General features: G+C 58.0%; 14 protein-coding genes and 1 tRNA gene. All 15 read right to left on the bottom strand.

Going from position 1 to position 13,366, the window contains the following annotated elements; all coding sequences use genetic code 11:
* Positions 1-6: 6 nt before the first annotated feature.
* The 15 genes from nuoL to tpiA all read right to left on the bottom strand — a co-directional run bounded on the left by nuoL (position 7) and on the right by tpiA (position 13,354).
* Positions 7-2,052, bottom strand: a complete 2,046-nt coding sequence (gene nuoL, locus ACG0Z6_RS15575; RefSeq protein WP_394463061.1) for an NADH-quinone oxidoreductase subunit L — start codon at positions 2,050-2,052, stop codon at positions 7-9.
* A 19-nt stretch (positions 2,053-2,071) separates the two neighbouring features.
* On the bottom strand, positions 2,072-2,395 hold the full coding sequence (gene nuoK, locus ACG0Z6_RS15570; protein WP_394463059.1) for an NADH-quinone oxidoreductase subunit NuoK: 324 nt from the start codon (positions 2,393-2,395) through the stop codon (positions 2,072-2,074).
* Positions 2,395-3,039 carry an NADH-quinone oxidoreductase subunit J gene (locus ACG0Z6_RS15565; protein WP_394463057.1) on the bottom strand — a complete coding sequence of 215 codons (645 nt, stop codon included), beginning with the start codon at positions 3,037-3,039 and terminating at the stop codon, positions 2,395-2,397. Before ACG0Z6_RS15565 ends, nuoK begins: the two co-directional genes overlap by 1 nt.
* A 63-nt stretch (positions 3,040-3,102) precedes the next feature.
* A complete protein-coding gene (nuoI, locus tag ACG0Z6_RS15560; RefSeq protein WP_394463055.1) occupies positions 3,103-3,600 on the bottom strand; it encodes an NADH-quinone oxidoreductase subunit NuoI in 498 nt (165 codons plus the stop codon).
* Positions 3,601-3,606: 6 nt separating this feature from the next.
* A complete protein-coding gene (gene nuoH, locus ACG0Z6_RS15555; protein ID WP_394463053.1) occupies positions 3,607-4,713 on the bottom strand; it encodes an NADH-quinone oxidoreductase subunit NuoH in 1,107 nt (368 codons plus the stop codon).
* Between the two features lie 11 nt (positions 4,714-4,724).
* On the bottom strand, positions 4,725-7,052 hold the full coding sequence (nuoG, locus tag ACG0Z6_RS15550) for an NADH-quinone oxidoreductase subunit NuoG (RefSeq protein ID WP_394463051.1): 2,328 nt from the start codon (positions 7,050-7,052) through the stop codon (positions 4,725-4,727).
* Between the two features lie 24 nt (positions 7,053-7,076).
* A complete protein-coding gene (gene nuoF / locus ACG0Z6_RS15545) occupies positions 7,077-8,432 on the bottom strand; it encodes an NADH-quinone oxidoreductase subunit NuoF (protein WP_394463049.1) in 1,356 nt (451 codons plus the stop codon).
* 8 nt (positions 8,433-8,440) lie between these two features.
* Positions 8,441-8,962 carry an NADH-quinone oxidoreductase subunit NuoE family protein gene (locus ACG0Z6_RS15540; RefSeq protein WP_394463393.1) on the bottom strand — a complete coding sequence of 174 codons (522 nt, stop codon included), beginning with the start codon at positions 8,960-8,962 and terminating at the stop codon, positions 8,441-8,443.
* A gap of 9 nt (positions 8,963-8,971) precedes the next feature.
* Positions 8,972-10,228 carry an NADH-quinone oxidoreductase subunit D gene (locus ACG0Z6_RS15535; protein ID WP_394463047.1) on the bottom strand — a complete coding sequence of 419 codons (1,257 nt, stop codon included), beginning with the start codon at positions 10,226-10,228 and terminating at the stop codon, positions 8,972-8,974.
* Positions 10,228-10,821, bottom strand: a complete 594-nt coding sequence (locus tag ACG0Z6_RS15530; protein ID WP_394463045.1) for an NADH-quinone oxidoreductase subunit C — start codon at positions 10,819-10,821, stop codon at positions 10,228-10,230. The genes ACG0Z6_RS15535 and ACG0Z6_RS15530 overlap by 1 nt, the downstream gene beginning before the upstream one ends.
* A gap of 3 nt (positions 10,822-10,824) precedes the next feature.
* On the bottom strand, positions 10,825-11,301 hold the full coding sequence (locus ACG0Z6_RS15525) for a NuoB/complex I 20 kDa subunit family protein (protein ID WP_394463043.1): 477 nt from the start codon (positions 11,299-11,301) through the stop codon (positions 10,825-10,827).
* A 103-nt stretch (positions 11,302-11,404) separates the two neighbouring features.
* On the bottom strand, positions 11,405-11,764 hold the full coding sequence (locus tag ACG0Z6_RS15520) for an NADH-quinone oxidoreductase subunit A (RefSeq protein ID WP_394463041.1): 360 nt from the start codon (positions 11,762-11,764) through the stop codon (positions 11,405-11,407).
* Positions 11,765-11,970: 206 nt separating this feature from the next.
* A tRNA-Leu gene (locus ACG0Z6_RS15515) sits at positions 11,971-12,055 on the bottom strand.
* 109 nt (positions 12,056-12,164) lie between these two features.
* Positions 12,165-12,545: a preprotein translocase subunit SecG gene (secG, locus tag ACG0Z6_RS15510; protein ID WP_394463039.1), complete on the bottom strand. Its 381-nt coding sequence runs from the start codon at positions 12,543-12,545 to the stop codon at positions 12,165-12,167.
* Between the two features lie 68 nt (positions 12,546-12,613).
* Positions 12,614-13,354: a triose-phosphate isomerase gene (tpiA, locus tag ACG0Z6_RS15505; protein WP_394463037.1), complete on the bottom strand. Its 741-nt coding sequence runs from the start codon at positions 13,352-13,354 to the stop codon at positions 12,614-12,616.
* Positions 13,355-13,366 lie beyond the last annotated feature (12 nt).

The following is a 13,366-nucleotide window of genomic DNA, read 5'->3' as shown; positions in this document are numbered from 1 at the left end:
CCGTGATCAGCCCAGCAGGGCTTGGAATTGAGGGCCCAGGTAAGGCCACAGCTGCCAGGTCATCAGACCCACGACGCCCAAAATCATGGCCAGCGCATACCAGTAGAGGTGACCGGTTTGCACGCGTCGGATCAGTCCGGCAAAGCTACCGATGGCCTGTGCCGACCCGTTGATCATCACGCCATCAATAATCGCCTGATCACCCACTTTCCAGAAGCCGCGGCCCAATGCACGGGCGCCAGCGGCCAGGACGTGTTCGTTGAACCAGTCCATGAAGTACTTGTTCTCCAGCACCACCACCAGCGGGCGCAGCACGCGAGCCAGCGTCGCGGGAATTTGCGGAGCCACCATGTAGAACACATAGGCCGTGGCCACGCCGGCCACCGCCAGCCAGAACGGCAGGGTCACGAAGGCATGCATGCCCATGGCCACAGCACCGTGATGCACATGCTCCAGCACGTTGTCGATGCCAGCGTGCAAGGCCGTGTTGATATGGATGGCGTCCTTGAAGAAGTCACCCGCCAGCATGGGATAAAGAGACAGGCCGCCGATCACAACCGAGGGAATCGCCAACAAAAGCAGCGGCACCGTCACCACAGCCGGAGACTCATGCGGCACATGCACGTGGTCATGGTCGTCGTGATGGTCGTGCTCACCCGGGAAAGGTTTGTGGCGGAAGTTTTCCTTGCCGTGAAAGACCAGGAAATACATGCGGAAGCTGTAGAACGCCGTCACAAACACACCCGCCACCACCGCAGCGTAGGCGAACGAGGCGCCCGGCAGCTGGCTGGCTTGCACGGCCAGGATGATGGAATCCTTGGAGTAGAAGCCGGAGAAGAACGGTGTACCGATCAAGGCCAAAGAACCCAGCAAGGACGTGATCCAGGTGATGCGCATGTACTTGCGCAGACCACCCATGTTTCGGATGTCCTGGTCATGGTGCATGCCGATGATCACCGAGCCGGCCGCCAAGAACAGCAGCGCCTTGAAGAAGGCATGTGTCATCAGGTGGAACACAGCCACCGAGTAGGCCGAAGCACCCAGCGCCACGGTCATATAACCCAGCTGCGACAGCGTCGAGTAGGCCACCACGCGCTTGATGTCGTTTTGGATGATGCCCAAAAAGCCCATGAACAGCGCCGTGATCGCGCCGATGACGAGCACGAAGTTCAGTGCCGTGTCGCTCAACTCGAACAGGGGGCTGAAGCGCGCGACCATGAAAATGCCTGCCGTCACCATGGTGGCGGCGTGGATCAGCGCGGAAATTGGCGTCGGACCTTCCATGGAGTCAGGCAACCACACATGCAGTGGGAACTGCGCAGACTTGCCCATGGCGCCAATGAACAGGCAAATGCAGGCCACGGTCAGCATCATCCAGTCGCCGCCCCACAGCGGGGTTGGGAACTTGATCTGAGCCAGTTCGCCAGCCTTGGCAAAGGTCTCGGTGTAGTTGAGCGAACCGCCGTAGGCCACCAGCAAACCGATGCCCAGAATGAAGCCGAAGTCACCCACGCGGTTGACCAAGAAGGCTTTCATATTGGCGAAGATGGCCGTGGGCTTTGTGTACCAGAAGCCGATCAGCAAATACGACACCAAGCCCACCGCTTCCCAGCCAAAGAACAGCTGCAGCATGTTGTTGCTCATCACAAGCATCAACATGGAGAAGGTGAACAGCGAGATGTAGCTGAAGAAGCGCTGATAGCCAGGGTCCTCTTCCATGTAGCCGATGGTGTAGATGTGCACCATCAGGGACACAAAAGTCACCACGACCATCATCATGGCCGACAGGCCGTCGACCAGGAAGCCGACCTCCATCTTCAGGCCGCCCAACACCATCCATTCGTAGATGGTCTGGTTGAACCGGGCGCCCTCCATCGCCACGCTGTAGAGCGTGATGGCGGACAAGATAAAGGACACCAGCACGCCCAAGATGGTCACGGTATGAGCACCGCGCCGCCCCACTTGTTTTCCAAACAGGCCAGCCACCACGGCGCCCACCAGCGGGGCCAGAGGCACCGCCAGCAGCATGTTCTGAGAGAGTTGTGCAGACATTATGGGTACTCGCCTCTCATCAGCCCTTCAAGGCATCCAGTTCTTGCACGTCAATGCTGCTGCGATTACGGAACAGCACCACCAATATGGCCAAGCCGATTGCGGATTCAGCGGCTGCCACCGTCAAGATGAAAAACACAAACACCTGACCAGCCATATCACCCAAATAGTGGGAGAAGGCCACGAAATTCAGGTTGACCGCCAAGAGCATCAACTCGATCGCCATCAGGAGCACGATCAAATTTTTGCGATTCATAAAAATGCCGACCACCGACATCGCAAACAGAATGGCCCCGAGAGTCAGGAAATGGCCGAGTGTCAGGCTCGTATTCAACGCTTCCATCAGACAGCTCCTTGATTCTTATCGTCTGCGGCCGCTGGCGCTGCTTCTTCAACGCTGGGAGCCATCTTGACAATACGCAGCCGGTCGGCTTTCTTGACCTTCACCTGCTCGCCCGGGTCTTGCGAGCGCGAGTCTTTGCGCTGACGCAGCGTCAATGCAATGGCCGCGATGATGGCCACCAGCAGGAGCACCGCCGCGATTTGCAAGGGGAAGAGGTAATCGGTGTAAATGGCAATACCAAGCATCTTGGCGTTGCCCAGCTTGGCGTCAGCTTCGCTGAGTGCCGGCGCATCCGCCACACGGAAGCCACCCAGCAACACAGCAGCCATTTCAAGCGCGATAAAGGCGCCCACCAGGCCAGCCAGCGGCATGTGCTTCCAAAACCCTTGTCGAACACTGTCGGTATTGAAATCCAACATCATCACGACAAAGAGGAACAACACCATCACAGCGCCGATATACACCAGCACCAAGGTGATCGCCAGGAACTCCGCCTTCAGAAGCATCCAAATGCAAGACGCGTTGAAGAAGGCCAAGATAAGGAAGAGCGCCGAATGCACAGTAGAGCGCGCCGTGATGACACGAAACGCTGAACCCAGCAAAACCAGCGAGAACAAAAAGAAAAGCGCGGTAGTGATTTCCATGCGACGTCCTTGCAAGCTTGCCGAAGCAGTTGAATTGCAGGGCCTCAACGGCCCTGCCCTGCCTCAGCGGTACTTGGCATCGGCCTCCTTGCAAGCGGCGATTTCCGTCTCGTAGCGATCGCCAACAGCCAAGAGCATGTCCTTGGTGAAGTACAGATCACCACGCTTCTCGCCGTGGTATTCAAAAATATTGGTCTCAACAATGGAGTCCACCGGGCAGCTTTCCTCACAAAAGCCGCAAAAAATGCACTTGGTCAGATCGATGTCATAGCGCGTGGTCCGGCGGCTGCCATCGGCACGCACATCTGACTCAATCGTGATCGCCATTGCCGGGCAAACCGCTTCACACAGCTTGCAGGCAATGCAGCGCTCTTCACCGTTTTCATAACGGCGCAGCGCATGCAAACCACGGAATCGCGGCGACAGCGGCGTTCTTTCCTCAGGGAATTGAACCGTGATATTGCGCGACAAAAAATGCCGACCTGTCAGGGCCAAGCCCTTGAACAGTTCGATGAGCATGAAGCTCTTGAGTAGGTCCTTGATGGAGCTCACAGCGATCACCTCGGATTACTTCCAGATATTGAATGGCGACTGAATCCACAGACCCACAACCACCAGCCACACCAGTGTGACGGGGATGAAGATCTTCCAACCCAGACGCATGATCTGGTCATAGCGGTAGCGGGGGAACGACGCACGAACCCACAAGAACATCGTCACCACCACAAAGGTTTTGGCAAACAACCAGAACCAATTCCAGAACGGCATGGTGTTCTTGAAAAACTCTGGCGTCTCCATGCCAAACAGATGGAAGGAAACAGGTGCAGCCCATCCGCCGAGGAACATCACCACGGTGAGTGCCGACACCAAAATCATGTTGGCGTATTCAGCCAAGAAGAACATGGCGAAGGACATGCCAGAGTACTCGATCATGTGCCCGGCAACAATTTCCGATTCACCTTCAACCACGTCAAAGGGGTGACGGTTTGTCTCTGCCAAGCCTGCAATGAAGTACACGACAAAGATAGGCAGCAGGGGCAACCAGTTCCAGGAGAGGAAATTCAAACCGAAATCGGCAAACATCCCCTTGGTCTGGCCCAGAACGATGTCCGTCATGTACATCGAACCGGTCACCATCAGCACGATCACCAGGGCAAAGCCCATCGCGATCTCGTAAGAGACCATTTGCGCCGAAGCGCGCAGCGCGCCCAAGAACGCGTACTTCGAATTGGAGGCCCAGCCCGCGATGATGACGCCATAGACCTCCATCGAGGTGATGGCCATCAAAAGCAGAAGACCCGCGTTGACGTTAGCAACGGCCGCATCCGGCCCAAAGGGAATGACAGCCCATGCGGCCAAGGCCGGCATGATGGTCATGATCGGCCCCAGGAAGAACAGCCCTTTGTTGGCGGCCGATGGCGTGATGATTTCCTTGAAAATCAGCTTCACCGCATCGGCAATCGGGGTCAGCAGGCCCAAGGGACCCACCCGATTGGGGCCGGGTCGAATTTGCGACCAACCGATCGCCTTACGTTCCCACAAAGTGAGATAGGCGACGCACAGCAGCAAGGGGAGCACGACTGCAACAATCTTCAGCAGGCTCCAGATGACAGGCCAAATCAATGGCGAAATGCCATTGAACAGCTCAGCACCAGCGTTGTAGAAGTTATCCATGGTGTTGTCTCTTACGCCTTGGCAACGTTGATGGCACCAAACATCGGGCCCAGCGCCGAGGTCTCAGGCAGGGCTGCATTGACTCGCACCACATTGGCCGCCAGCGTGGTGTCCAAACGCGCGCTCAGCACCACTTCCCCGGCGCCCTCTTGGCTCACGCGAACCATGCCACCCTCGCCCAAGCCCAACTGGTTCCACACGGCCGGGGGCAGTTGCACATGTGCAGCCTCGCGGCCGTCTCGGGTTTGCTGCAGCGCAGCCGAGCGGCGCACCAGAGCATCTGCGGCATAGATGGGCACAGCGGCCAAGCGCTCCAAACCTTGCACCGACCACTCTTGCGCTGCAACGGCCTGGGCAGGTGCATTGCTCAAACGGGGTGCCAGGTCTTCGTGGCCCAAAGCTGCGGCACGAACTTGGTCAGAGCTGTCAAAGGCAAAACCGTCGAGCTCCAACAAATTGCCCAACACGCGAAGCACCTTCCAGCCGGGACGCGTTTCACCCAAAGCCTTGGCAACACCCACAAAGCTCTGCAGGCGCCCTTCGGCATTGATGAAACTGCCAGAGCCTTCCGTGAAGGGGGCTATGGGCAGCAGCACGTCGGCGTAGTCCAGCCCGCTCTTGAAGGGGCTCATCACCACGACCAACTCTGCAGCGTGCAGCGCGCGGCTTGCGGCCGCCGCGTTGGCGCTATCGAGCACGGGGTCGCAGTTCAACAGCAGCAGCGCCTTGGCGCTGTCAGAACTCAGCACCTGGGCAGCGCTTTGCCCCTTGGCACCAGGACGCGCCTGAACCAACTGGGCGCCAACGCTGTTCGCAGCTTCACCAAAGAAGCCCACCGTGGCACCCGTGTGCTCGGCAATCCAAGCTGCCAGCGCATGCAAAGCTGCGGCTTGAGGGTGATGCAGCACAGCGTTACCGAGCAGCACAGCCTTTTGTTCGCCACCCAGCAAAGCCTCTGCCAGAGCCTGTGCGGCCTCGGTAGCCTCGCCAGCAGCGGGGGCTTGAACGCCCGTGCGCTGCGCCACAGCAGCTGCCACATTGGCGAGTTGTTGCCACCACTGCGAGGGCACAGCCGTGATGCGGGCACTGACAGGCATCAGCCAATCTTCTTCCACCGCATGCAGGCCCACAATTTGCGCGCCACGGCGAGCGGCCTGGCGCAAACGCTGGGCCAGCAGTGGGTGATCCTTGCGCAGGAAGGAGCCGACGATGAAGGCGCTGTCGAGCTGCGACAGGGACGCGATGCTGCGGCCCAGCCAATGCGCCTTGCCTTCAGCAGCGCGCAAGCCGGAGTCGGTCTGACGCAGTGCGGTGTCGATGTTCTCGCTGCCAATGCCTCGGGCCAGCTTGGCCAGCAAGTGCAGCTCTTCCACAGTGCTGTGCTCGGACGCCAGTGCTGCGATGCTGGACGCGCCATGCGCACCCTTGATCTGCTTGAGCCCGCTGGCCACATAGTCCAGCGCCGTGGCCCAGTCCACCGTCTTCCAGCCGCCACCTTGCTTGATCATGGGCGAGGTCAGGCGGTCCTCGCTGTTGAGCGCCTCGTAGGAGAAGCGATCACGGTCAGCAATCCAGCACTCGTTGACGTCTTCGTTCTCCAACGGCACGACACGCAAGACCTTGCCGTTCTTGACCTGAACAATCAGGTTCGCACCCGTGGAGTCATGCGGGCTCACGCTCTTGCGTCGAGCCAGCTCCCACGTCCGCGCGCTGTAGCGGAAGGGTTTGCTGGTCAGGGCGCCCACGGGGCAGATGTCGATCATGTTGCCCGAGAGCTCCGAATCGACCGAGCGACCCACGAAAGTTTGAATTTCGCTGTGCTCACCGCGGTGCGCCATGCCCAGTTCCATCTGGCCGGCAATTTCCTGGCCAAAGCGCACGCACCGGGTGCAGTGGATGCAGCGGCTCATTTCCTCCATGGAAATCAGCGGCCCCACGTTCTTATGGAACACAACTCGCTTCTCTTCCGAGTAGCGCGATGAGGTAGCGCCGTAGCCCACAGCCAAATCTTGCAGCTGGCACTCACCACCCTGGTCACAAATGGGGCAGTCCAGAGGGTGATTGATGAGCAAAAACTCCATCACGCCTTGCTGCGCCTTGAGTGCGCGTTCGCTCTTGGTGCGAACGACCATGCCTTGCGTCACTGGGGTGGCGCAAGCAGGCAGAGGCTTGGGTGCCTTTTCCACCTCAACCAAGCACATCCGGCAGTTGGCCGCGATGGAGAGCTTTTTGTGATAGCAGAAGTGCGGAATGTAGGTGCCGGCCTTTTCAGCTGCATGCATGACCATGCTGCCTTCAGCGACTTCGACCTTTTTGCCATCGAGATCAATTTCTACCATAGCTTGTCCTCACCAACCTACGCGTCAAGCGATGGCCGATTTCTGAGCCTCTTGAGTCTGCTGCGCTTGTTCGATCATGGCGATGAACTCGTGCTTGAAATGCTTCAGCATCGCGCGCACAGGCATGGCTGCGGCGTCGCCCAGCGCACAAATGGTGCGCCCTTGGATGTTGTCGGCCACCGAGTTCAGCAACTCGATGTCTTCCATACGCCCTTGCCCATTGGCAATGCGCTCGATCACGCGGTGCATCCAGCCCGTACCTTCACGGCAAGGCGTGCATTGGCCGCAGGACTCGTGAGCGTAGAAGTAGGACAGACGCAAGAGGCTGCGCACCATGCAGCGGCTGTCATCCATCACGATCACCGCGCCAGAGCCGAGCATGGAACCTGCCTTGGCGATCGAGTCGTAATCCATGGTGCAGGCCATCATGACGTCTGCCGGCAAGACAGGCGACGAAGAGCCACCAGGAATCACCGCCTTGAGCTTGCGACCCGTGCGAACGCCACCTGCGAGTTCCAGCAACTTCTCGAACGAAGTACCTAGCGGAACCTCGAAATTCCCGGGCTGATTCACATCGCCAGACACCGAGAAAATCTTGGTGCCACCGTTATTCGGCTTACCAATTTCCAGGTAGGGCTGGCCACCGTTGCGGATGATCCAGGGAACGGCCGCAAAGGTTTCGGTGTTGTTGATGGTTGTCGGCCGTCCGTACAGACCAAAGCTTGCCGGGAAGGGAGGCTTGAACCGGGGTTGGCCCTTCTTGCCTTCCAGAGACTCCAGCAGCGCAGTTTCCTCGCCGCAGATGTAGGCGCCAAAACCATGGTGGGCGTGCAGCTGGAAGCTGAAGCCCGAACCCATGATGTTGTCACCCAGATAGCCAGCAGCGCGCGCCTCTTCGAGCGCGGCCTCAAACCGCTCGTAAACCTCAAAGATTTCGCCGTGGATGTAGTTGTAGCCCACACCAATGCCCATGGCATAAGCAGCGATGGCCATACCCTCAATCACGATATGAGGGTTGAACATCAAGATATCGCGGTCTTTGCAGGTACCTGGCTCGCCTTCATCCGAATTGCAAACCAAATACTTTTGGCCAGGGAATTGGCGCGGCATGAAGCTCCACTTCAAGCCAGTCGGAAAGCCCGCACCACCACGACCACGCAAACCAGACGCCTTGACCTCGGCGATCACCTGATCCTGCGTCAGGCCTTCGCCGCCATCCTTGCCCAGAATTTTGCGCAAAGCAGCGTAACCGCCACGGGCCTCATAGTCCTTGATCGACCAATTCTTGCCATTCAAGTCGGCGTAGATTTGCGCGCCGATATGCCGGTCGTGAAAACAGGTTTCTGCGCCGGTGCTTTGAAACTTAGAGAGATCCAGCATGCTTACCCTCAGTTCTTTGCCTCGACCGTGCCCGCGTTTTCACGCAGCACAGTGACCAGCTCGTCAAGCCGGTCATGGCTCATGAAACTGCACATTTGCCTGTCGTTGACCAACATCACAGGCGCATCTGCGCAAGCACCCAGGCATTCGCACTTTTGAACCGTGAAAAGGCCGTCAGGCGTCGTGCCGCCCTCTTCAACGCCCAGCTTTTGCAGCAAATGGTCCAAGGCGCCTTGCCCATTGCGCAACAGGCAGGGCAAATTGGTGCAGACGTTCAGCTTGAACTTCCCCACCGGGCGCTGGTTGTACATGTTGTAGAAGGTCGTCACCTCATACACAGCAATCGCCGGCATGCCCAGGTATTGAGCAATCGCGTCTTCAGCAGCGCGGGACACATGCCCCTCTTCCTGCTGAACAATGGACAAACAGGCCATCACCGCAGATTGCTTCTGCTGTGCTGGGTACTTCGCCACTTCACGGGCAAAACGGGCGCGAGTGGCTTCGCTCAAAACATATTCAGTGCTGCTCATAGCCTTCACTCACCGGTCAATTTCACCGAACACGATATCCATCGTGCCAATCACGGCTACTGCATCGGCAATCATGTGGCCGCGCGACATTTCGTCCAAAGCCGCAAGATGCGCAAAACCTGGAGCGCGAATCTTCAGCCGGTAGGGCTTGTTCGCACCGTCGCTGACGATGTAAATCCCGAACTCGCCCTTGGGATGCTCCACCGCTGCATAGGCCTCACCTTCCGGCACTCGGAAACCTTCCGAGAACAGCTTGAAGTGGTGGATCAGTTCTTCCATGGAGGATTTCATGGCGACCCGTGAAGGAGGCGCAACCTTGTGGTTGTCCGTGATCACGGGGCCAGGATTCTTACGCAGCCAGTCCACACACTGCTTGATGATGCGGTTGGATTGGCGCATTTCCTCAACGCGCACCAAATAGCGATCGTAGGTATCGCCATTGGTCCCAACGGGAACATCAAAGTCCATGTCGGCGTAGACGTCGTAAGGCTGGGTCTTGCGCAAATCCCATGCAATACCAGAGCCACGCAGCATCGCGCCGGTCAACCCCAGATTCAGAGCTCGCTCAGGCGTGACCACACCGATACCGACCGTGCGCTGCTTCCAGATGCGGTTGTCCGTCAGCAGGGTTTCGTAGTCGTCGACGTTTTTCGGGAATCGATTGCAGAAGTCCTCAATGAAATCCAGCAAGCTGCCTTGCCGATTTTCGTTGAGCTGCGCCATGGCTTTGGCGTTGCGGATCTTGCTGAACTTGTATTGGGGCATGCTGTCGGGCAGATCCCGATACACGCCACCAGGACGGAAATACGCCGCGTGCATCCGAGCACCGGACACGGCTTCGTACATATCAAACAGGTCTTCGCGCTCACGGAAGCAATAAATACAGATATTCATTGCACCGCAATCGAGCCCGTGACAGCCCAACCACAGCAGGTGGTTCAGCAGACGGGTGATTTCCGCAAACATCACACGGATGTATTGGGCGCGAATGGGCACATCAATGCCCAACATCTTTTCAATGGCCAAGCAATAGGCGTGCTCATTGGCCATCATGGACACGTAATCCAACCGATCCATATAGGGGAGCGATTGAATGTATGTCTTGCTTTCAGCCAGCTTTTCCGTGGCGCGGTGCAGCAAGCCGATGTGAGGGTCAGCGCGCTGGATGACCTCGCCGTCAAGCTCCAGCACCAAACGCAAAACGCCGTGCGCTGCCGGGTGTTGAGGACCGAAATTGAGCGTGTAGTTCTTGATTTCAGCTGCCATCACAGACCACCGTAGTTTTCTTCACGGATCACACGCGGAGTGATCTCACGCGGCTCAATGGTCACGGGCTGATAGACGACTCGCTTTTGCTCGGCGTCGTAACGCATTTCTACGTGACCGGAAAGCGGGAAGTCTTTGCGCATGGGGTGACCGATAAATCCGTAGTCGGTCAAGATACGGCGCAAATCCTCATGCCCATTGAAAAGGATGCCGTACATATCGAAGGTTTCGCGCTCGTACCAGTTGGCAGCACTCCACAGCGCTGTCACCGAAGCGACCTGAGGAAGCTCGTCATCCGGGCAAAACACCTTCAAGCGCAGACGCCAGTTCTTGTTGACCGACAGCAAGTGAGACACAACGGCAAAACGCGGACCGTCCTGCCCTATGTCTTTGTAGGCACTGTAGTCCACGCCGCTCAAATCGATGAGCTGCTCAAAACGCAAGGCCGAATGGTCGCGCAAGAGTTTTGCAACCTTGATGTAGTCCTGATGGCCCACCGTCAGGGTGAGCTCATCAAACTGGTTGCGAATCTCAACAACGGCGTCGCCCAGCACAGACTCCAAGGCCGCCTTCAGGGTATCGAGTTTACTCATGGCTTAACGTGCGATGGTGTTTTCGCGGCGGATCTTGGCCTGCAGCTGCATAACCCCGTAGAGCAACGCCTCAGCTGTGGGAGGACAGCCGGGGACGTAAACATCAACGGGCACGATGCGATCGCAGCCACGCACCACCGAATAGCTGTAGTGGTAGTAGCCGCCGCCGTTGGCACAGGAACCCATAGACATGACCCAACGCGGCTCGGCCATTTGGTCGTACACCTTGCGCAGGGCGGGCGCCATCTTGTTGCACAGCGTTCCGGCCACGATCATCAAGTCAGACTGGCGGGGGCTGGGGCGAAACAGCATGCCGAAGCGGTCGATGTCATAGCGTGCTGCGCCAGCGTGGATCATCTCCACCGCACAACAAGCCAGGCCAAAAGTCATTGGCCACAGCGACCCGGTCTTGGACCAGTTGATCAGCTTGTCAACAGACGTCGTGACAAAGCCTTCTTTCAATACGCCTTCGATTCCCATACCGAGCTTCCATTCTTGTGAGGTCTGAGGCGGAGCACTGATCAGCACCCACTACGCCCGCAACCAGAGCTCCAGCACCCCGCCAAGCGGCGAGGCCACGCCATCATTCCCAATCCAGGGCGCCCTTTTTCCATTCGTAGACAAAGCCCACGACCAGAATGCCCAAAAAGACCATCATTGCCCAAAAACCGACAGGCCCAATCTCATTGAGCGAGACAGCCCAAGGGAAGAGGAATGCAATTTCGAGGTCAAAGAGAATGAACAGAATGGCCACGAGGTAGTAGCGCACGTCAAATTTCATGCGCGCGTCATCAAAGGCCTCGAAGCCACATTCGTATGGGGAGTTTTTGGCGGCGTCAGGACGACGCGGCCCGAGCAAAAAGCCCAAAACCTGGGGCGCGACACCAACCGCGACGCCGACCAGAATAAAGAGGATCACGGGGAGGTATTGTTCCAGGCTCACAATGTGCTCTTCATGTTTGGCTAGCCACCCGAAGGCGCTGGCGATTCGAAAAAGCAACGGGCGCGTCGATGGCGATTTTCATCGCACACGGACCGCGCCCGTCTTGACCCTTCTGCTCAGAACCCACCGAGGCTCATTCACTTCAGGGCGCCTGCCCCACCGAACCCCACTGAGCATTCAGCAGGATCGACAGTGCTATTTATTTTTGGTGCCGACGGCGAGACTCGAACTCGCACAGCTTTCGCCACTACCCCCTCAAGATAGCGTGTCTACCAATTTCACCACGTCGGCTTTTTTGCTTGACGTCTAGCGCGCTAGACAGCCTCGAATTCTATACTGGTTTTTGAGCCCTCCGAAGAAATCAAGCGACTTTCTTGACAGGAAGGGCTCAAAATTTCTGTCACTTCGAAGCAGCTGCGGACGCAGGCGTTGCAATTGGCGCAACACCCGGCACTGCAGCAGCGCCAGAAGCCGCAGGAGCAGGCGCCACAGCACGCTCCAACAACTGCTCACCGGCCGAAGTGCCGGAGGTATTGTTCACCTTGTGGTTGGCCATATAGGCCAGCGCCAGTGTGCACACAAAAAAGATCGTTGCGCATACCGCCGTGGAACGCGACATGAAGTTTGCACTTCCTGTGGCACCAAACAAGGAACCCGAAGCGCCGCTGCCAAAGGACGCACCCATATCGGCACCCTTGCCATGCTGAACCAGAACGAGACCGATCATGGTGATGGCTGCCAACAGCTGAACCACCAGCACAAGATTCATCAAAACTTGCATTTGCCAATTCTCCAAAAATTTTTCAGTACCAGCGGCTGGCGCTGGTCAACGACACAACTCTTGCGACTTCAGGAGGCTGCGCGGCAGATTGCCGCGAAGTCAGCCGCTTTCAATGCCGCACCACCCACCAGCCCGCCGTCGATATCAGGCTGCTGGAACAACACTGCGGCGTTATCGGGTTTGACGCTGCCGCCATAGAGGATCTGCATGGCATCAGCCTTGTGTGTCGCGGCGCGCAGTTGCTGGCGCAGCAGCGCGTGGACAGCCTGTGCCTGCTCAGGCGTGGCGGTTTTGCCCGTGCCGATGGCCCACACGGGCTCATAAGCCACCACGATCTCGCCGATGCAATGCGACAGGGTGTGAATCACGGCCGCCAACTGACGCTTGACCACTTCTTCCGTACGCCCCTCCTCCCGCTCTTGCAGGGTTTCGCCCACGCAAACAATGGGCGTCACGCCGTGCGCCAAGGCGGCCTTGGCCTTGTCTGCAACGAGTTGGTCAGATTCGTGGTGGTAAGCACGGCGCTCGGAGTGACCCACGATGGCGTAGCGGCAGCCCAGGTCAGCCAGCATGGCTGAGGACACCTCGCCCGTGTAAGCCCCCTGCTCGTGCGCCGAGCAGTCTTGTGCGCCATAGGCCACAGCAGTGCCCGTGACGGCGAGTGCTGTTTCTGTGATGTAGGGGAACGGCACACACACGGCAACTTGCGCGTTCCAGGGGCCCAGTTCCTTGAGTCCTGCAAGCAACACGGCATTGGCTGCACGCGTGCCGTGCATTTTCCAGTTACCAACTACCAGCTTCTTGCGCATGTCATGCACTCC

This window comes from Roseateles rivi, assembly GCF_043555845.1.
GTDB classification, from domain to species: domain Bacteria; phylum Pseudomonadota; class Gammaproteobacteria; order Burkholderiales; family Burkholderiaceae_C; genus Roseateles; species Roseateles rivi.
This window is presented reverse-complemented; position numbering and strand designations above follow the sequence as displayed.